Raw genomic sequence first — 19,537 nt, 5'->3', positions numbered from 1 at the left:
TACTCATTCGGAAACAAATTGCTCCATTTTTCGAGGGATGTGCAGGATATAACTATTTTAGTGGGTAGTCCATTGATTTTATGATCACACTGATGAAACAGTCGATATTTTGATAGTGTCGGAGAATTTGCTTCATGAAGTCTCCTATTAACCTATTTCTATCAAGTGGATATCACTCTCTAGTGGTGGCGTTGGCAAGTTTGAAAGTACTGATTACTGGACTGATGAGTCAGAGTTTCCAATTCTGAAACAGAATCTGTAAACTGAACTCCGCTTAAATGATCGTTTCGTCGTTTTGTGATTCAACTATGAGCAAACTTTTTAGCATTAGTTCAACATATGTTGTGATGAATGAAAATGGCAGCGCTATTCCTGTTCCGGTGAGTGCCACTTTCTTTGAAGATTTAGAACAACAATTTGGTGACTTTAAAGAAAAGCAGCTGATTTCCCACTATACCTTTACCCAAGATTGGGACACCTGGGAAATGCATCCTGCCGGAGATGAATTTGTTTGTTTACTTTCAGGTCAGGTTGAATTTATCTTAGAGCAAGTTTCCGGGGAAACAAAGGTGCAGATGAGCAAGCCCGGTGAATTTACGATTGTACCCCAGGGCGTATGGCACACGGCTAAGGTAAATGCTCCCAGTTCAATGCTGTTTGTCACTCCTGGCGAAGGCACTCAGAACCGTCCGCTTTAGTTGCTTTTGAGGTTTGACTCATGCGTCTTGACCGATTCATGGTGCCGCTTACTCTAACCGCTGCATTGCTTAACAGTACCCAGCTTCCGGTGTTAGGACAGATTCAGAAAAATGATGATGATGTTATACCAGCCGAAATTGTTTTACGTTTGCTAAATTCAGATTTGTTGGAGGTCCAACAAATACTCCTTTATGAGTTGCCCAACGACCTTCCCATACAACTTCCATTACCCGACCAGGCTACCGTACTTGTCAGTATGGTCTACCGCGTTAAAGGATTGGATGTTGATCTCTATCGGGTCTTACTAGACGTTTCTCAACCACCTGAGACTGTGGCCGCTCAATATAGGCAGCAACTGGAATCGCAGGGTTGGGAGGAGCCCATGCTTACTGCAGGAGACCTGGGTGGATTTATCCCGAGTGCTGCGCAGCTGAATAATCAGCTTATTTTTTGCAGCGCAGATAAGAGTCAGAGCATTCTTGTATTAGCATCTTCTCAGGCAGACAACACTACCAGCTTAGATCTTAATTTAGCTCCTGTTCCCGACAATAATTCAAGCTGTCGATCAGACCTTGCCAGTGCTCAGCCGCCAGATTTTGAATCGCCGATGCCGTTGCTGAGTCCTCCAGTGGGGGCTATTGTCACTCCGCAAGGTAGCTCAGCTAGCGGCAATAAACCCAATGAATATTCTTTTGTGGAAGTTGAAGCCACGATTGAATCTGAACTGAGTGCAGAGGCGATCGCCCAACACTATGCTGCGCAATGGGAATCAGCGGGATGGAGACCTTACGGAGAAGAGACCAATGGCCGCGTTAAGAAAGTTTGGATATTAGAGGACGAAGCTGGCCAACCGTGGCAGGGTACCTTGACCATTGAGCCATCAGCAGAGCAGTCTGGAATGTACAGGGCTATAGCAACTGTGGAAGTGCTACAAGAAAATTCCCACGAATAAATCATAGTAGGCCAACCCACCAGCGCAACAGCAATCGTTAATCTATTTCATCGGGAAATTTTATGCCAGATACCCCTAAGATTGTGAACATGAATGAGTTGGAGTGGAAAGAGGCCCATCACTCCGAACATTACACCGGCTGGTCTAAACGGCTGACGCCCTCAATGAATAGCCGACAGGGTCATATTGGAGTTGTGGTTGAACGACTCAAACCACAAAGCCTTTCCTGTCCGTTTCATTACCATGTTCATGAAGACGAATTTTGCCTAATTCTTAAGGGCAAAGCCCTGTTGCGGTACGGCAAGACTACCGTTGAAGTGAACGAAGGTGACGCCATCTCATTTCCTCGCGGAGAGCGAATGGCCCATCAGTTTTACAATCACACCAACGAGACAGTCGATATTTTGATGATGGGCGAAAATCTTCCCTATGATGCTTGCTACTACCCTGATTCTGATAAATGGCTGTCGCGGTCTATCCCTGGAGTTGGCAAGTTCGAAGCCACTGACTACTGGGCCGATGAGCCCGAGATTCCGATCATGAAACAAGCTCCTTCAGCTGAATAGTTCAAAGGATGGCGCACGTGTCAGAGTCCATTACTGTGCTTAATCACCGAGAGGCTAACCCAGCTGAAGGGTTGCTGCCTCGACCAGCGGTGTTGTCTAGCGCAGGATGGGACGACATTCATCTAGAGCTATACCAACAACCCAAGTTTGCTACGGCGGAGCATCAGCATACCCTGCACGCGATCGCGATCGGCCTCCCCAATGCTGCTGCCAACCCCACTGGCTATCGCTGGCTCGACAGCCAGCGCCACCGAGAAGAACGCCCCCAAGACGGCCTCGCCATTATTCCCGCTGGCGTTTCTCACCGCTGTAGCTGGGATAGTGACGCCCAGTTCATGGTGCTGGCGCTGGAACCGGCTCTGCTTCAGCAAGTGGGGCAAGATTGGGTGAACCCCGATCGCATTCAACTCCTGCCGCAGTTTATGGATACGGCAGACAGCTTTATTCAAAGCCTGGTCTTAGCGCTGAAGGCGGAAGTGGTATCGGGAGGGCTGGGCAGTTCCTTGCTGGTGGATAACCTGAAAACTGCGCTAGTCATTCATCTGTTGCGTGACTACTGTGAGACTCAGCCCCGACTTTCTAGCATTGCCAGTGGACTCTCCAAAGCGAAGCGAAATCAGGTCAAGGAGTATGTTGACGCGAATCTGCATCAGGACTTGAAACTGGTGGAATTAGCAGCGATCGCCCAGATTAGTCCAGCTTACTTTGCTCGTTTGTTCAAGCAAAGCGAGGGGATCTCACCCCATCAATACATTTTGCAGCGGCGGGTAGAGCAGGCTCAGGCTTTGCTGCGCCACAGTGAACTCAGCCTGGCAGAAATTGCCGTCAGGGTCGGCTTTTGCGATCAGAGCCATCTGACGCGGTGCTTTAAGCGCTTAGTGGGTGTCACTCCAACTCAGTTTCGGCAACGCTAATCAACCTCATTCAAGTCTAGAAGTGGAGTTCTGCCGGTAGAAAAACCACAGATCCCGAGATGGACTTGGTATAGCAGGAATATCCCAAAGATGAGCGGTTTTGTTCTAGCCGCTGGCTCAGTCCAATCACTAGGCTGACAACAGGTTTTGTGGGAGAACCAACCATGCCTGTTGAACATGCCAACGTAATCTTTACCACCTCAGATGGTCAGATGCCCGCCTTTTTTTGCCAGCCTGCCGGGGGCGATGGCCCTTCAGGGCCGGTCTTTGACCAACGACTGCCCGTTGTCTTGCTCCTGATGGAAGCCTTTGGCCTGACCCGTCACATTCGCGATATTGCCCTTCGCCTGGCCCAGGATGGCTATGCGGTGCTGGCCCCCAACCTGTACTACCGAGAGGGTGAGAACATCACCTTTGGCTATGACGAGGTCGATCAGGCGATGGCGGCCATGTATCGCCTGGATTTTGGTCAGCCCGTTGAGCAGGATCTGAAGGCCGCGATCGCCTATCTCAAAGCGTTGCCTACAGTGGATGCTGGACGCATCGGTGTGACCGGATTTTGCCTGGGAGGCGGGCTCACCTTTCTGACTGCCTGCCGCTTTTCCTCAGAGATTGCCGCCGCTGCCCCCTTCTACGGCATGGTGCTAGACGAGTGGATCGAGGCCGTAAAAGATATTACTGTGCCAATGCTGCTGGTCTTTGGCGGGCAAGATCCGTTCATTGGCCGCGATCGCATTCAACAAATCGAAACCCGCTTTCAGGAACTCGGCAAGCCTTGTATGTTGATGCTTTACCCCGAAGCCACTCACGGCTTCTTCTGCCATGAGCGAGAGTCTTACCACGCCGCTGCTGCCATCGATGCTTGGCACAAGTTAACGCTGTTTCTTCAAACTCACCTGTAAAAGAATGGCACTGCAATAAGAGAGCAAAAAAGGCTTCAAGCGCTTAATTTGTCAGAATCAAAGTGTCGAAGCTCACAACCTTGCCTTTACGATGTATAGTTTCGACGCCGGAATGCTCTTTGAGCCAGCCCTTAAGGGTTTCTGACGACAGAAGGGCTGATGCCCCGTTTGTCGCTAAAGCTCTCGATTGACGTGGATGCTCTCTGTAAAGAGGGTTTCCGCAGGAGATGCAGCCGTGGCATGGTTGCGGCGCGCGCAACTGATCGAAAATTGCTGAAACCTTTGTGTGGTGTGAAATTTACACTCGGCTCTTTTGAGTGCAGGGTTAGGCGTTGTTGTGGCTGTTCAGGGGACTAAATCGACTTTCAATCTCTAGGGCCAGTTCCCGAGTTCAATCTAACGAGTTCAGGACAATGGAAAACGTTGATCCCTCTTCCAGGATGCTGGTCACGTCAACCTGACCTCGGTGAGCCTGCACAATTTGTTGGACTATGGCTAGCCCCAGCCCGAGCCCGCCAGAGGCTTTGGTTCGTTTTGAATCAACCCGGTAAAACCGTTCAAAAATCATCGGCAGCGACTCTTTGGGAATGCCGATACCGTCGTCCTGCACCTCAATCACGGCCTGGTGTTCCTGCTGCCGTAACCGAAGCTGAATGTGTCCTCCAGCGGGGGTGTACCGACAGGCGTTGCTGAGGAGGTTAGCGATCGCCTGACGTAGTAGATTGGCGTCGGCCTTGACCATGACGGCAGTAGCGGGCAACTGCGAGGAGAGTTGAAGGTTGTGGGTTTGGGCTTCACTCTGCCAATCGCTGGCCAGCTGAGCCACCAGGTCGGTTAGATCGACCGTTTGCAGGTCGTCTGGAGCCAGCAGTCCCTCATAGCGGGCCAAAAACAGCAGTTCGCTGACCAGGGTAGTCATTGTTTTGGTCAGACTCACAATATTTTCCAGGCGTGGACGAATGTCGTCGGATCGGAGATCGGGTTCAGGATCCTCCAAGTCAACGTCATCCAGGGCCATCAGACCGACCTGGGCATTGCTCAGCACCGCCGCTAGAGGGGCGCGGAGTTCGTGGGAGGCGTTGGCGGTAAACCGCTGAAGCTGGTTGCAGGCGTTTTCCAAACGCTGGTTGGTGGTTTTGAGATGTGCTTCGCGGTCAGCCAGTTCTCGCTCTAGCTGGTGGAACAGGTGAATGGCGAAACAGGCGGCCAGGGTGCCAATCACCCCCAGCAAACACAAGGCCAGCCAGGCCCCTTGCTGGTAGCGATCGCGGTGCTGAATCCGCTCGGCCAGCAAGGCTTCTTCGACCGCCATGAAGCGGTCGATGGCGTTGCGGGCGGCATCCATGGTCTCTTTGCCCTCCTCCAGCCAGGCGTAAAGCGCGGCGGCGGGTACCAGGGTGCTGGGCTCCGCTGGAATCAGCTGGGGTTCCTGCTTGAGGGTTAATTTCTGCTGAAAAATCCTCAGGTTCTCGTCCGCCAGTTGGCGAATGTCCTGCACCCGTTCCACCTGGGCCGAGTTGTCGCTGACTAGAATTTCGAGGCGGTTCAGAGAACTGGGAATTTCGCTTTGCGCCCAGCGGTAGGGCTCCAAAAACTCCTCCTGCCGGGTCAGGCCATAGCCGCGCACTCCGGTTTCGGCATCGACCAGAGCCTTGACCAGGTATTTGGTTTCGAGCCGCACCGTTTGGGTGTGTTGTACCCAGGTTTCGTCTTCGGCCAAGCTGGCCTTGAGCCAGGCAAAGGCCGACAGTGCCGTAAACATACCGGTGACTGGGATCGCGATGATCACCGCTCCCCGCACTCGGATCGACAGGTTTTGCCAGGGCTGATACAGGCGTTGGGCCAGGTTTGCCATCGATCACAACTCAGGAGGGTCAAGGCGATAGCCGACACCGTAGACCGTTTCAATCCAGGTGTCGGTCTCCAAACTGCGCAGTCGCTGACGCAGTCGTTTGACGCGAGCGGTGACGGCGTTGCTCTCGGGTTCTGAGCCCCATTCCCAGAGGGCTTGCTCAATTTGGTCGTGGGTAAGCACCTGGCGAGGGTGGCGCAGCAGATATTCCAGCAGTTGAAAGTCGCGACTGGAGAGCTTGAGGTTATCATCGCCCCGTTCCACCCGCATCGTATCTAAGTAGAGCACCAGATCCGCCACTTGCAGTACATCGCCGCACCAGAGGGGCGATCGCCGTCGCAGGGCGCGCACCCGCGCCAGCAGTTCTGCCACATCGACGGGCTTCACCAGATAGTCATCGGCCCCGGCATCTAGGCCCATGACCTTATCGGCGGTGGTGTCTTTGGCCGTCAGCATCAGAATGGGAGCGGCTTTGCCCTCTCGGCGGTAATGCTGGCACAGGGAAATGCCGTCTTCTCCGGGCAGCATCCAGTCGAAAATGAGCAGGTCGTAGTCTTTTTCACCCATCAGCCAGCGGGCGGTGGTGCCATCTTCAACCGCATCGACCACATGGCCAGCGTGGGTCAACGCTGCCTGCAGGGGTTCACATTGTGCGGGGTCGTCTTCGACCAGCAGGATGCGCATGGGCGAGAGATCCAACCAGGGGGGAGTTACTAATTATGGAGTTTAGGGAGTTGGGCGAACGGTGGAGGCATCGAATTCGCCGTTCTCGAATTCACCGGTCATGGTGATGCGATCGCCCACCGAAACATAACTGGCGGTGTTGTCGCCGTAGACAGCCCAGGTGTCGACCCGCAGGGTGCGATCGCCCGTATTGAGCTGAAAGCCATCTTCCCATACTCGTTCAACGGTGCCGCTGTAGGCGTTGGAATTAGGGCCAGGATTGGGATCTGCCGCTGGAGCCTCCGACGGCACCTCCGTTGCTGAGACGGCACTGGTAGAGTCAGAGCCCGCTCCTGTGATGGTGGAGGCATCAAACTCGCGACCTTCAAATTCGCCTGTGATGGTCAATTCATCGCCGATGGTGACATAGCTGGCGGTGCTGTCGCCGTAGACATCCCAGGCATCGACCCGGAGGGTGCGATCGCCTGTGTTGAGTCGAAAGCCATCTTCCCAGACCCGCTCAACGCTGCCGGTGTGGGTGGTTTGGGCATGGCTGAGATTGGGTAGCACCAGGACGGCCCCAATCCCACCGGCCACTAGGGCACCTATAACAATGCGATTCATCATTATTAATCTCCAGGGAGTGAGCAAAACGAGCCAAGTCAACCAGGGAACATTCGCAGTCTATAAATCAACCATGACTAAAAAATGACAGCTTTATCCAGCGGAGATGGCTCAGTGAACTTGGCCGATCTGATCAGTCCCTGGCGGAGGACTGCGCGTTCAAATGAACTCGCTCGCGGCCTTGAACGGCGACGCCAGCAGCGGGAGCAGCGACAGCATACCAACACCGAGCAAAAAGGCCCAACTGCTCTTGCACCAGGCGATGTATGCCCCAGGCGCTCTCGTCAGGTTGAGATGAAACGCTAAGGCGAGGCTTGTAACTCAGTTAGTTTTGGGTCTCTTCTCAGGATTCTCAGGTAGCCCTTAAGGTCACCTCAGAGGGGAGTCAGGAGGGGCTCAGTGGGCTCCAGCACTATAGGACTCAAGTTGATTGATTGAACAACTCTTTAGCCCTCAAAGGAGTCAAACACTATGAAACGCACTGCCCTCTTTATTCTGACTGCTGCTCTCGCTACTGTTACGGTTACTCCGGCTTTCGCGGCTCCTAGTTTCCGCGAACTTCGTGAAGAGAATCTCGAAAAGTCTGCCGTAGACTTTGACCAACTCCGTGAAGAGAATCTCGACAAAGTTGATTTTGGTAAGCTGCGCGAAGAGAACCTTGACAAAGTTGACTTTGATAAGCTGCGCGAAGAGAACCGCGACAAAGGGGCCGTGGATTTTGGCCAACTCCGCGAAGAGAATCTAGATACTGACTTTACGGCTTAGGTTTTTGCTCTTGCGAATGCTCCTCTGCTCCATTCCTAATGGGCTGGGGGGCATTCGCTTAGAGTATTCCATCTAAATAAATGTCCCCTCTGAGGTTACAAGCTCGACTCGTTGGGCCTGTTGCCGTAAAACTCTGGATAAGTATTTAGTTGGAACACTCTTAGAGGTCAGCAAATATATCTCTACCTGTATAAAAAAGAACTATAGCTGTGGCTAGTCTGGTTAAGACAGGTCTCCTATGAACGTTCAAACGTTTGAACGTTCATAGGGTTTCTGAATGTCCTAACCAACGTGACTATGGCTATAAATAAGTATTAGCTTCAATTTTTTCTTCTGAAAATACAAGCATTAATAGAGAATACTTTTAGTTCTTTTGATAGTCGGTTAGAAGGATAACTTATCTCTCTCATAATCCTCAAGATTGACATCGCTGTAGCCTTTTTCTTTCGACTTGAACTTGATACAGATTACCGGAGGGTGTGATTGAGAGCACACAATTGCCTAGGGAAAGGCATCGAGAAGCTCTGTTTCCTTACACAACGAGTTACTGACTACTGACAAAGATTCAGAGCGTGCCAGTCTCGTACTTGTGTGTGACCTGCGATCCAACGATTCAAGTATTGCCCCCATTTCTAGGAGACCAGGACTGATGTCTACCATCAATACAATTTCCTCTGCACTACAGACCGCTCTGTCTGAAGGACAGCTTACCCTTACCCCCCAAACACTGTCAGACTTTCCTTTGGGAGATGTATTTAGCCTGCTTCAAACCGAGACCCTAAATTTTGAAGAAGCGACCGTAACCGGCCTAGATAATGCGGTTGCCCTGTCTGGCAAAGCAACCTTACTCGGTACAGCTCAGGTCGGTCTTACCCTGATGTTTACCCAGGACGATGGCCCCCTCACCTTTGACTTCAACGCCCAGCTACCCACAGGTCTTCTCCCCGGTGCCCCTTGGCTGTCGCTAGAGGCGATGGAAATTGCTTTGCAAATTGTCGGCCAGGGCAACTCAGTAACCGGCAATTTCAGCGGCATCATCCGCAGCGGCGAGGTCGAACTTGATACGCAGATTCAGGTCGCTCGCGCCGACGGCAGCTATACCCTAGACTGGACGATCGCTGAGCTGGATTTGGGCGCGATCGCCACCCTTTTCCTCGATGGCACCGCACTGCCCGAAGAACTGCCCCGCATTGCCTTTGCTGACATTGCTGCTAGCATCACCACCGGCACCGGCGCGTTCTCTCTCAGCGCGGCATCTGCTGGAGCCTGGGAATTTCCAGCCAACGGCGGCGGCCTGACGATTAGCGAAGCTAACTTCAGTGTGGAGCGCACTGTAGACGGCTCAGGCCCAGTAGCCACCAGCCAAATCAACGCCGCTGTATCTATTATCGGGAGTGAAACGGTTGCGATCGCCACCGACTTTTCCCTTAGCAGCTTCAGCCTCGACTTTGAACTGTCCGGTTCCGACTGGCAGGTGCAGGGCGATGTGGCGGCTGTGATTTTTGACGAAAGCATTTCCCTATCCGCCCAGTACGCCCAACGAGAAGGCGTTCGCACGCTGATGCTGAGCAGCTCGGCCCCTGGCCTGCGAGATCTGATCCAACTGGAAGGCGTTGGTAGCTTTGGCGTCACCGGCCTAGCGATGGCCTACAGCCGCCCGATTGCCGTTCCCGGTGAGCCCGCCGAACCCGCCGAGTGGAGCCTCTCGGCCTCAGGGCGGATGATGGTTGAAGAGGTCTTCGACTTTGAGGGCACCCTCACCCTGGCCCGCACCGCCACCGAAACCAGCCTGGTGTTTGCGCCCGATGTGGCAACCGTCACCCTGCCTCTGCCGCCCAGCGATCGGGCGACAATGGCGATGGCCTTTGGCGAAATCTCCTTTGTCCGCCGCGACCCTGTCGGGGTAGCCCGCAGCATCTGGATTTTTGAAGCCGCCGTGGGGCTTACCTTTGACGGTTGGCACCCCGACGTTCAATCTCGGCTACCGGAAGCGATCAACGCCACCTTCCGCGCCACCAACGACTCGGTGCGAGTGACCGCAGATCGGGTATTGGCTCCCTTCGACTTCAACATCCCCGACATTGAAATTGACGACGACCTGAGCATTTCCCTGGGGGCTGCCCGCATCGATGTGACCGATCTGGCGGTGGTTCTGGGCCAGTCCATTGAGCTATCGGCTCGCATCGGCGTCGGCCTGCCCGCAGACCTCAACAACCTGTTCGGCGTCACCGACAGCCAACCTGCCCTGGAATTGTTCAACACCTTCGACCCTGCCAACCCGGTCGAGACCACCATTGAAACGGAACTGGCGATCAGCGTTAGCGGCGGCATTCGAGTCATTCCCCGCAGCTCCATCCTCAAAGCCGTCGAGGTGACCGAAGCAAACGGCATCACCTTCTGGGATTTAGACCTGGGCGAGTTTGGTGCCGTCAAGTTCCAGGTGCCGGTGTTTGGCTACAACGCCGCCACCTCCAGCTTCCAAACCAGCGGCGGCTTCGAGGTGGTGCGTCCGCTGAGCATTCCGCTCACCCCGGCCAAACTGCTGCTAGAGGCGGTGGGACTGGGTGCGATCGCAAGCGGTATCCCCGATGGTATCCCCATGGAGCCAATTAAGATTCTCGACGATGAGGGCAATTTCCATACCGAAGAGCTAGTGGCCCTGCTAGAGCAGGTGACCGATGGCGAATTCCCCGATGGTCTAGGCGATGCCCTCAACGTCATCGGCGACCAGTTAGAGCGCCTGCCCGCTAGCTTCCGGGAGTATCTCAATGTCGAGATTCCCGACAGCTTCTCCTTTGAGCTGGCCGTCACCCCCACGGGCGAAATCCGGCTGGATGCCCACGTCAACGAGGGCGATCCCCCGGTGCGGCTGCTGTACCCTTCCTTTACCCCAGTTCCTCTGCCTCTGCCAGCCCTGAATGGGGTGGAGCTGCGCAGCCTTTCCTTTGGCACCCTCACGGGCGGCAGTCTGTTCTTGCTTCAGGTAGACGCCGATATCGATCAGTTCGATCTGCTGACTCTGGGTGGTTCGCTGCTGATTCCCGACATCGACGCCCTGCCTCTGCCCGACACCCGCGACCTGCGCCGCCGTTTGGAGCTGCACAACCTGTTCATGATTGTGGTCTACCAGACCGGCATTCCCATCCCCATTCCCCTGTTCTACGACAAGCTGGGCCTCGACTATCTAGGACTGGAAGGCCTCAACCTGGAGACGAACATTCAGTTTCCACAGCCCAGCCTCAACCTGGCGGAAGTGGGCGAGGTGCTCTCGAAGCTGAAGCGCTTCTTCACTGATCGCGACTACCTGCTCGACCCCAACGATCCGCCGGAAGACTTCAACCTGCGCTTTACCTTCCCGCTGCCCAACAACTTCCTGAAGCTGCCCGAATACCTGGGCAGTGAGCGCCTCGGCTCCGACGATACTGGCATCGAAATCGACGCCTACCGCAACCTGGCCCACCTGCTGAACGGCTTCAAGACCTTCTCGTTAAATGAACTGATTCAGTCGGTACCGCTAGAGCACCGGGTCAACAGCGCCGATGTCTCCTTCGGCCCTCTAACAATGGGCGCAGGCTGGCTAGTCACTACCCCTGGTGAGTTCCAGCAGATTGCCAGCGTCACCGCCGACCGACAACGGGTGTATGACCGGCTGGGATTCAGCAGCGATGAAGAGGCGAGGGACGTATTTGCGATCGCTCCCCTTCCCCCTGCATCGGCTTCGACCGAGGAAGAAGGCCTGGTCGCCCTGCTGCGCGGCACTTGGGGAATCGCCAATGTGGCCCAGTTCGACGCCGCTTTTGGGTTAGCCGCCTCTGGCTCCCAGGGTTTTAGCACCGGCTTCCGGATTGCGGGCGATATCACCAACGTGCTGGATATGGAAGTAGCTGGCCTAGTCGCCATTAACACCCCCAGCGCCACTAATCCAGGTCAAACCGACGCCTTCCGGCTGGCGGGGCACACCCACCTGTCGCTGCTGAACCATCAGATTTTCGATGGCGATGTGCAAATTCTCAACGACACCTTCCAGGTTCGGGGCGACCTCAGCCTCTTTCCCGCCAATTCACCGCTACAGGTGAACGGTCAGTGGGATGGCATTATCAGCCCCTCGTCGGTGGCCTTCAATGGCGATGTCACCGCATCTTTGGCCGGGTTCGACCTAGCGGGTGCGCGAGCTGCGCTGAATAACCAGCGCCTGTTCCTGCAGGGTACCTGGCTGGGCGTCACCACCACTCTGGACGTGACCGCTCGTGATCGGGTCGTGGTGCTTCAAGGTGACGTGGATGTTAACCTCTGGGGCTTGCAGGCGGATCTATCGGTGAACATCGACACCGCTCAAGGAGCTAAGGTGCAGGGCGAAGTGCAGGGCATCAATATGCTGAATGGTGCATTTCGCCTCAGCGGCACCAATGGTCGGGCCAACCCGTCAGTTTCCCTCCAGGTTGGGCCTGGCCTGCCGTTGCGGGCTAGCCTCTCTGGAGCTGTCAGCCTGCTGGGCTTCACCAGCGCCACCGACCTCTCGGTGAGTGAGAACCAGTTCAGCTTCCAGACCAGCGGCAATGTCTTCAACCGCTTCCGCTGTAATATCAGCGCCAGTGGCCGACAGCTCACCAGCGCCGCCGACTTCCGGATCTCTGGTCGGTTTGAGAATGACCTGTTTGCTTTCATCAACCGGGAAGCGACCCGTGTCATTGAGAGTGCCGTGAATGATGCGACGGCTGAGCTGAGAGCGGCTGAGCGAGATGTGGAGAACGCCCGCAATACTGTCAATCGCCTTCAGGACACAGTCAACCAGCAGCGAGGTATTGTCCAACGAGAGCGTAATTCTGCGACGCAAGAACTGCGGAATGCCCAAAATGCGGTGAACAGTGCCCGCAACCGAGTGAATGACCTGAACCGGCAAATTCGCGATCGCCAGGCAGAACTGCGGCGGGAGCAGAATAACCAGTCCTGCGTGAACATTCCCTTTGTAGGACGACAGTGCGTGCCTCGTCGCCCCGATCGCATCACTCGATTGGGTATCGAAATTGGTGGGCTGCAAACGGCATTAATTACTGCCAACGGCACCCTCCAGGGGGCCGAAGCGGCACTGCGATTGGTTGAGCGTGGGGTAGATAACACCCCCATCGACCTCGATCCTCGGGTGGCGGGTCCCCTGGCTGCTATGGAAACAGCTAACGCTGGATTAACCGTAGCCCAAGCCTCCCTGAGAGGCTCTCAGGCCGCCGTTGGTGCCTTTGGTGACATCAGCACCTTCATTACCCGCAACGGCATCGGCAGTGTTCTAGACGTGCGATCAGCCAGCTTCGATCTGGCCCTTAGCGCCGCTAGCAGTAGCCGGATTCAACTGGGCTTTACCCTGGTTTACCTGGGTCAGAGCCGCTCCCTCAGCATGGCGTTTGACTTTAACAATCCCCTGGCCAGTGCAGAAGCCTTAGCCAGAGACCTTCTGCCGGATTAAGTGGGTTTCGCCGCGAGGCTTCTGCGGAAGCCTCCGGTTTCTCTTTGAAAGCAGTGGATAGTTGGAGCATCAAGACGGGTGAGCTAATGCCCACCCGTCTTTGGGTATTCCCAACGCTGACGGCAGATGAGCGGTGGCGGCTCTATTACCTGCGGCGGCTTGCTGAGGGCGATGAGAGTAGCGGTTAACCGAAAGATAAACTTTGGTATCAACCCGATGACTTGACCAATATAGGGGTTAACCTAATAACAAGAGGAAAAGAAAACCTTCCTCGATTTCAAATAGTTCAGCCATCGTTAAGTAGGAGGTTTTTATCTCGTTAACGTCTGGATCTATTCTCTCAAAATCAATCAACGGTACTCTACTTAGCTGTTGATACTTCCTTCCCTAAAGCTTAGAGAGCTCTGCGATAGATATCTAGGAAGCTAAACCCTTTTACAAGTGATATCGAGGCATCTCTGCGTAGCAAAACTCATTTGAGGAAGTCCCTCGGGTCTGTAGTTGAGCATCGTAAGCGGATTATTCCACTTCAAAAATCCGTTTGAATCTTAATTATTAATCCCTCTAGTTTCTGCCGTCAGAATCTAGGGGGATTCTGCGTAACATGCTTTATTAACTTAAAGAGTAAAAAGCTGATTACTACACCATATTCTGCTTGATTACTCGCTACTAAGTGAGTTGGCCAATTCAAATGTAGGATGGGTTAGCGATAGCGTACCCATGCGGGCGTTGGGTTTCGTGCCTCAACCCAACCTACATCGACTTGCCTACTTACTGGTGCGCCCTACGTCAGAACCTATTTGGTGAATGGGTCTTACTGCGCAAGTGGGGTGGCCGCCGAACCGGCAAGGGTGGCCAGCGTGAAACCTTGTGCGTTGACCTTGAAGACGGCCATCGGCTGATACAGGATCTCCTTAAGCGCCGACGCTATCGGGGGTATATGCTGGATTAGCGAGCGAGCATTTGTCTCATATGTAAGGCCAAAGACAAGATAACCGTCGAATCAGCCCTCTAAGGGGGCTGCTAGGCGATCGCAGTTTCCCTATATCAGCGCCAAGCCCAACTCCCTCCAGATATCCACAGGAAATCGGAAAATACGTCTCTTCATCACCTCATATGACGTTGGAAGAGAAGACGGGCCGCGTCGTAAGCATTAGCCTTCGCCGCTGGGGGCTTTCCCTTAAGCAGCATAGTTTGTGCTCAATCCAGGCCAGCTTCGCCTATTCTGGACGAGACTGGTCACGGTCAGGCTTGACTCATGCGTCTTCCGTTTTTCAAAGTTCCTAATCGGTTAGCGATCGCCTTTCTGGCCGGGTTACTCCTGGTGCAACTCCTGGGCTTGGCGGTTTGGTGGGTGAGTTGGCCTCCATCGGGTCCAATTCCGCTGTCGTTTGTGGTGCCGCTGGATGAGGCAGCAGCCTGGCAACCGCTAGTGGCCGACTTTAGAGCCCAAAACCCCGATATTCGCCTGGAACTGGTCCAGGGGGATTACAACACTGACCAGGCCAAAGCGATCTATACCGCCGATCTCAGTACTGGTAGCCCGCAGCATGACCTGGTTTATATGGATGTGGTGTGGCTGCCCTGGTTTGCCAGCGAAGGGTGGCTGCAAGATTTGTCGGACTTGTTGCCTGAAGCGGAATTAGCAAAATTCCTGCCGAGTGAACTGGCCGCAGGGCGCTACCAAGATACCCTGTATCGGCTCCCGTTTCGGGCTGACTTGGGGCTGCTGTTTTACAACCAGGTGCTCATGGCAGAGCTGGGAGTAGAACCCGCCCAAACATTCGAAGCCTTGATGGCCCAATCTCAACGAGTGCAGGCCCAGGGCCTGGTTCCGTGGGGCTATCTCTGGCAGGGACGCCAGTATGAGGGGCTGGTAGTGAATTTTGTCGAAGTATTGACGGGCTATGGCGGCTTTTGGATTGAGCCGAGCACGGGAGCTGTGGGGTTGGATCAGGCGGAGGCTATCGCCGCTGCCACCTTTTTAGCGGACACGATGCGTCAGGGCGTCTCCCCGCAACTGGTTGTCAGCTACGGCGAAACGGAGTCCTTCAGACAGTTTCTAGGAGAGCAAAGCCTATTCGTGCGAAACTGGCCCCATTTCTGGAAACGAGCGAACCAGAATGATTCGCCCTTAGCGGGACAGGTGGGTCTAGCTTCGGTGGTGGCGGCGACTGGTCGCGCTCCCCAAGGCTGTCGCGGTGGGTGGGGCTTTGGCATTGCCCAAAATGCGACTCATCCTGAGGCTGCGAGACGGGCGATCGCATTTCTCACCAGTGCTGCGGCCCAACAGCAGTTTGTCCTCAATTCGGCCCATCTGCCTAGCCGTACTGACCTGTACACTGATCCCGAAATCACGGGCGTGTATCCCTTCTTTCCTGAGGTCTTAGAGGCACTAGAGAATAATTCCGTCTTTCGCCCCCAAATTCCTCAATACGATCAGGCGTCTCGCATTCTGCAGACTTACCTCTCGCGGGTTTTGACAGGGGATAGCACGGCCGAAGATGCGATGCGGGCAGCGGCATCGGAAACGCGGGAATTGTTGGCAACTTCGTAGGGGCAGGTTTAGGTTAAGGGCAACTGTCTCACCACCGCCTGCCCTGTTTCCAAAAATGGTCGCGCGTTTTGCTGCTGTACCCAGCGCCAGCCCAACACCCCATGCACGAGCAGCAGGGCAATGTTGAGCCCCATCAGCCACTGCATCCAGAATTGCTCGGCATTCTGACTCGGTCTCACAGGCTTGGCATCGAGCCGTCGCAAAATCTCTTGGGCATTGAGCGGGCGCTGTCCGGGGAAGGGGGCCATTAGGTCGTCGATCAGTTCGGCAAACCAGCGATCGACGTGGGGAGCAGACCCGCGCCAGTTTAAGGCACCCGTTGCGTCATCGGTTTCCAAGTCGACCGGGTGTTGGCCGGTCAGGAGGTGAACCAGCGATCGCCCCAGGGCATAAAAGTCTGACTGCGGTACAGCTTTGCCGTTGATCTGCTCTAGAGGGGTGTAGCCGGGGGAAACGATGCTGGTGATATCCCGCTGGCCGCCGATTTTCGCCAAGTAGGTATTTGACATCTGGCGAACGGAGCCAAAGTCAATCAGGGCCAGGTGTCCCTGGGATCGCAGCATCAGGTTGGAGAGCTTGATGTCTCGATGGAACAGCTCCGTTTGGTGAATCAGGGCCAAAATTTCGCTCACCTGCCGTAGCCACTCCTGAGCCAGGGTTTGATCGACGGGGCCATGCTTTGCTAACCACTGCTCCAGCGTCAGCCCCTCAATTTTTTCCATCACCAGGCAAGCCAGCGATTGGCCCTCAGAGGTCGTGACGGTGAAGTAGCCGTCCGGCTCGACCCTAGGAATACCGGGATTTTCGAGCTGTTGGAGGGTCTGGGCCTCTCGCTCAAATAGGGGCTGCCATTTAGGCTGCTTGAGTACCTTCATGACTTTGAGCCTGCCCTGATCTGCGACCTCAAAAATATCGGTCGGCAGCCAGTCATCCAGCTCTCGCAGGGGACGCAGCAGCCGGTAGCGATCGCACACGATCAGATCCGTGCCGCAGGCCGCGCACGTGACTAACGCGTCAGACTGCTGCCGCTGGGAGCATTTGGGGTTGATGCAGTAGCTCATGGCGACGCCTCACGGGACATGCGATCGCACACGTACTCCATCACTACGGGCCGCAGCGTAAAGCCTGCCGCACTTTTTTCGACCAGCGATCGCCGCACCAGCGACCCCAACGGCTGCAAGATATTTGGCGTGAGTTCCTGCTGTAGCCGCTCCACATCAACGGGTTCCCGAATTTTTGCCAGGGTATAGAGCAGCTCTTGCTCCGCCACCGACAATCGCTGGAACTGCTGCTCAATCAAAAAGCTCACGTCGCTGGTAATCAGGGTAATCCGCTGCTTCAAAAAGTTGCTGACGCTGCCGCTAAACAACTCGCGAATGTTGGAGGCGACAATCTTCAGCACCAGGGGATTGCCGCGATAGATGCGGATGAGCTGCCCCCACTGCTTTTCGTCCGATAGATTGGCCTCTTGCAAAATGCCTTCAGCGGCGGGGCCGAGGCCGGGCAGCTCCAGCGATCGCACCGGGCGACTGGGTCCATCGAGCATGACGATTTCCTTGGTCGACTCCCGGCTGGTGATCAAGACACAGCTCTGGTGCTGTTCTTCGCCGAGTCGTCGCAGCAAATCTCCATAATTTTCGTAGCCGTCCCGGTAGTGTCCGGCAAAGTCTCCTTCGCGCAAAATCGTGTCCAGGTTATCGAGCACAATTAGGCAGCGACGGGTGCGCAGATACTCCGTCAGGCCGCAGAGTTGGTCGTGCACGTCCCCAGCGGGCACAGGGTGCAGACTGCGGAACTGCGTGAGCCAATGGTGCAGCATTTTTTCCAGCGGCGGCGCATGGCGCAGAGATTGCCAGATCAAGCCATCAAACTGGTTCTGGATTTGCTCCGCCAGTTTCACCAGCAGGCTCGTTTTACCGATGCCGCCCGGCCCCAAGACCATGACCATGCGGCAGGCCTGCGGCTCGGTGGTCCAGGTTTTAAGCGTCGTCAGTTCCTCTTCCCGCCCATAAAATACAGGCACATCCGGCACCTGCGACCAGTTGATTTCTAGCCGCGCCGACTCATAGCCTGCCGTGGCTAACCAGTTCGCCACATCCCGCCAGCTTTCCAGAGTATTCAGGTCACGCTGGGTCAAGACTTCGACATAGCGGTAGAGACTGTTGCTCAGGCTGACCTCAACGGTTTTAGGCGCAGTGAAGCGCTGGGCCGCAATCTCGGTTGGGCTGTAGCGGCAGAGCAACCCTCGCAAGAGTTCTCGCTCTACCGGTGTTAAGGACGGCTGCTTGTGAGGGGCAATCTCTTGTTTGGCGATCGCCAAATCGGCGTACAGCTTCTCCAGGTCCCACTGGGTCTGCGCTTCCTGGAAGAGTTCATGCTCAGCAGCCATGGGCTAGAGAAATAGGGTTTCTTTCACCGTTGATGCCTTTCAGCATAGCAACTGATAGGGAAAGCTCAACTCGAAAGCACAGTGCCAAGCCGCAATTCATAACCTGTTTCATAACGCGGCTTATGGTCTGCCTAACCCTTGTTTTGCCTAAGGTTAAAGCCATTGAGGTGGAACAACCGAAGTAACACCTTAACGAACATTCAACGGAATGAATCATGTTTAACGTCAAAACTATACCCCGTTTCGGGCGCTGGTTAGCCATAGGCCTGTGTACCTGTTTGATCAGTTTAGGCATCGGCCTGGCTCAAGCGGCCTCACCCTTTTACTGGGACTTCATTAATGTCGATATCGACCTAGAATCAAACGGCGACATGGTGATCACCGAAACGCAAAAATACACCTTTACAGCAGATCACACCAATCAACGCTATCGATATATCCCCCTCGATAAAGTTGGACGAATTACGGATGTTGCAGTCTATGAAGGGAACGCACAGCTTCCGATTCAAACTGGAACTGAGGACAATCAGTATTGGATTCGTTGGCGGCACGATTTAGCCGCTCCAGAATCTCACACATTTAAAGTGCAATACCGCGTCATCGGAGGTGTACAAATCCAGGGAGAAAACAGCCAGATTTATTGGCGAGCCCTCTTTCCAGAACGCAATGCAGACATTAAACAGGGCAAAGTAACCGTTCATCTACCGGATGAACTGGTCGGTAAAATCAGTCAGGTTACAAGTGAAGGAGTCACGGCAACCAGCCGACAAGTAGGACCGAATACTCTGGAATTTGTTGTCGACCAACCCATAGCACCGAGGCAGTTTTTAGATATCAAAGTACGTTTTCCGACAGGCATTCTCGATGTTGAAAGTGCTCAAACATCAACCGCGATCATGACTGTCCCTCGAATATGGCTCGGGTTCATGGCGATCGTGACTGGGATAGGCTTATTGCGTTTCTTTACACAACGGTCTTGTCCTAGCTGCGGTAAACGAAGCATATACCGAGTAAATTGGGTGACCCGTCCAGCAAAAGCTTACAGCAAAGGGGAAAAAGAAGTGGGCTACGCCTGTAGCCTTTGCAATTACCGTCGAACCTATCGTGAGGATATTTCGGAACGACCTATTTCTGTGTCTAGTTCGTACGGTGGCGGCTACGGCGGTGGATTTGGTGGCGGCGGTGGTGGCTGTGGC

General features: G+C 54.6%; 14 protein-coding genes. 9 read left to right on the top strand and 5 right to left on the bottom strand.

Annotated features, from left to right (window positions below; genetic code table 11):
* The first annotated feature begins 308 nt into the window (after positions 1–308).
* From IQ273_RS06405 to IQ273_RS06385, 5 genes are all read left to right on the top strand, one after another.
* Positions 309–698 (top strand): cupin domain-containing protein, encoded by a 390-nt coding sequence (locus tag IQ273_RS06405; RefSeq protein WP_194022342.1) that lies wholly within the window; start codon positions 309–311, stop codon positions 696–698.
* Positions 699–718: 20 nt separating this feature from the next.
* Entirely contained in the window at positions 719–1,651 is a 933-nt protein-coding gene (locus IQ273_RS06400) for a hypothetical protein (RefSeq protein ID WP_194022341.1), read from the top strand.
* Between the two features lie 62 nt (positions 1,652–1,713).
* Entirely contained in the window at positions 1,714–2,217 is a 504-nt protein-coding gene (locus IQ273_RS06395; RefSeq protein WP_228052444.1) for a cupin domain-containing protein, read from the top strand.
* Between the two features lie 35 nt (positions 2,218–2,252).
* Entirely contained in the window at positions 2,253–3,131 is an 879-nt protein-coding gene (locus tag IQ273_RS06390; protein WP_313898031.1) for an AraC family transcriptional regulator, read from the top strand.
* A 164-nt stretch (positions 3,132–3,295) separates the two neighbouring features.
* A complete protein-coding gene (locus IQ273_RS06385) occupies positions 3,296–4,033 on the top strand; it encodes a dienelactone hydrolase family protein (protein ID WP_194022339.1) in 738 nt (245 codons plus the stop codon).
* A 391-nt stretch (positions 4,034–4,424) separates the two neighbouring features.
* On the opposite strand, the gene IQ273_RS06380 is transcribed toward IQ273_RS06385, so the two are convergent.
* The 3 genes from IQ273_RS06380 to IQ273_RS06370 are packed head-to-tail and all read right to left on the bottom strand — an operon-like array spanning position 4,425 to position 7,175.
* Complete coding sequence (locus IQ273_RS06380) at positions 4,425–5,888, bottom strand: cell wall metabolism sensor histidine kinase WalK (protein WP_194022338.1); 1,464 nt, start codon at positions 5,886–5,888, stop codon at positions 4,425–4,427.
* A gap of 3 nt (positions 5,889–5,891) precedes the next feature.
* Positions 5,892–6,569 (bottom strand): two-component system response regulator RppA, encoded by a 678-nt coding sequence (gene rppA, locus IQ273_RS06375; RefSeq protein WP_194022337.1) that lies wholly within the window; start codon positions 6,567–6,569, stop codon positions 5,892–5,894.
* Positions 6,570–6,611: 42 nt separating this feature from the next.
* Positions 6,612–7,175 (bottom strand): hypothetical protein, encoded by a 564-nt coding sequence (locus IQ273_RS06370; RefSeq protein WP_194022336.1) that lies wholly within the window; start codon positions 7,173–7,175, stop codon positions 6,612–6,614.
* Between the two features lie 468 nt (positions 7,176–7,643).
* On the opposite strand from IQ273_RS06370, the gene IQ273_RS06365 reads away from it, so the two are divergent.
* From IQ273_RS06365 to IQ273_RS06355, 3 genes are all read left to right on the top strand, one after another.
* Positions 7,644–7,937 (top strand): hypothetical protein, encoded by a 294-nt coding sequence (locus IQ273_RS06365; protein ID WP_194022335.1) that lies wholly within the window; start codon positions 7,644–7,646, stop codon positions 7,935–7,937.
* A 649-nt stretch (positions 7,938–8,586) separates the two neighbouring features.
* Positions 8,587–13,395, top strand: coding sequence for a hypothetical protein (locus tag IQ273_RS06360; RefSeq protein WP_194022334.1), 4,809 nt, complete (start codon positions 8,587–8,589; stop codon positions 13,393–13,395).
* A gap of 1,258 nt (positions 13,396–14,653) precedes the next feature.
* Positions 14,654–15,952 (top strand): ABC transporter substrate-binding protein, encoded by a 1,299-nt coding sequence (locus tag IQ273_RS06355; RefSeq protein WP_194022333.1) that lies wholly within the window; start codon positions 14,654–14,656, stop codon positions 15,950–15,952.
* An 8-nt stretch (positions 15,953–15,960) separates the two neighbouring features.
* Here IQ273_RS06355 and IQ273_RS06350 read toward each other — a convergent pair whose 3' ends face one another.
* Positions 15,961–17,013 (bottom strand): serine/threonine-protein kinase, encoded by a 1,053-nt coding sequence (locus IQ273_RS06350; protein WP_194022332.1) that lies wholly within the window; start codon positions 17,011–17,013, stop codon positions 15,961–15,963.
* A complete protein-coding gene (locus tag IQ273_RS06345; protein WP_194022331.1) occupies positions 17,010–18,341 on the bottom strand; it encodes an AAA family ATPase in 1,332 nt (443 codons plus the stop codon). The genes IQ273_RS06350 and IQ273_RS06345 overlap by 4 nt, the downstream gene beginning before the upstream one ends.
* Before the next feature lie 215 nt (positions 18,342–18,556).
* On the opposite strand from IQ273_RS06345, the gene IQ273_RS06340 reads away from it, so the two are divergent.
* Positions 18,557–19,537: DUF2207 domain-containing protein (locus IQ273_RS06340; protein WP_194022330.1), on the top strand; the 981-nt coding region annotated here is incomplete at its 3' end.

Origin of the sequence: Nodosilinea sp. LEGE 07298 (genome assembly GCF_015207265.1) — a bacterium.
Classification (GTDB): domain Bacteria; phylum Cyanobacteriota; class Cyanobacteriia; order Phormidesmidales; family Phormidesmidaceae; genus Nodosilinea.
The sequence above is the reverse complement of the archived record's forward strand: the minus strand, read 5'-3'. Positions and strand labels throughout refer to the sequence as shown.

Excerpts from the sequence above, each read along its gene's own strand:
- IQ273_RS06380 (WP_194022338.1), bottom strand. The coding sequence starts at position 5,888 with ATGGCAAACCTGGCCCAACGCCTGTATCAGCCCTGGCAAAACCTGTCG.
- IQ273_RS06355 (WP_194022333.1), top strand. The coding sequence starts at position 14,654 with ATGCGTCTTCCGTTTTTCAAAGTTCCTAATCGGTTAGCGATCGCCTTT.
- IQ273_RS06360 (WP_194022334.1), top strand. The coding sequence starts at position 8,587 with ATGTCTACCATCAATACAATTTCCTCTGCACTACAGACCGCTCTGTCT.
- IQ273_RS06405 (WP_194022342.1), top strand. The coding sequence starts at position 309 with ATGAGCAAACTTTTTAGCATTAGTTCAACATATGTTGTGATGAATGAA.
- IQ273_RS06370 (WP_194022336.1), bottom strand. The coding sequence starts at position 7,175 with ATGATGAATCGCATTGTTATAGGTGCCCTAGTGGCCGGTGGGATTGGG.
- IQ273_RS06385 (WP_194022339.1), top strand. The coding sequence starts at position 3,296 with ATGCCTGTTGAACATGCCAACGTAATCTTTACCACCTCAGATGGTCAG.
- IQ273_RS06400 (WP_194022341.1), top strand. The coding sequence starts at position 719 with ATGCGTCTTGACCGATTCATGGTGCCGCTTACTCTAACCGCTGCATTG.
- IQ273_RS06345 (WP_194022331.1), bottom strand. The coding sequence starts at position 18,341 with ATGGCTGCTGAGCATGAACTCTTCCAGGAAGCGCAGACCCAGTGGGAC.
- rppA (WP_194022337.1), bottom strand. The coding sequence starts at position 6,569 with ATGCGCATCCTGCTGGTCGAAGACGACCCCGCACAATGTGAACCCCTG.
- IQ273_RS06350 (WP_194022332.1), bottom strand. The coding sequence starts at position 17,013 with ATGAGCTACTGCATCAACCCCAAATGCTCCCAGCGGCAGCAGTCTGAC.
- IQ273_RS06395 (WP_228052444.1), top strand. The coding sequence starts at position 1,714 with ATGCCAGATACCCCTAAGATTGTGAACATGAATGAGTTGGAGTGGAAA.
- IQ273_RS06365 (WP_194022335.1), top strand. The coding sequence starts at position 7,644 with ATGAAACGCACTGCCCTCTTTATTCTGACTGCTGCTCTCGCTACTGTT.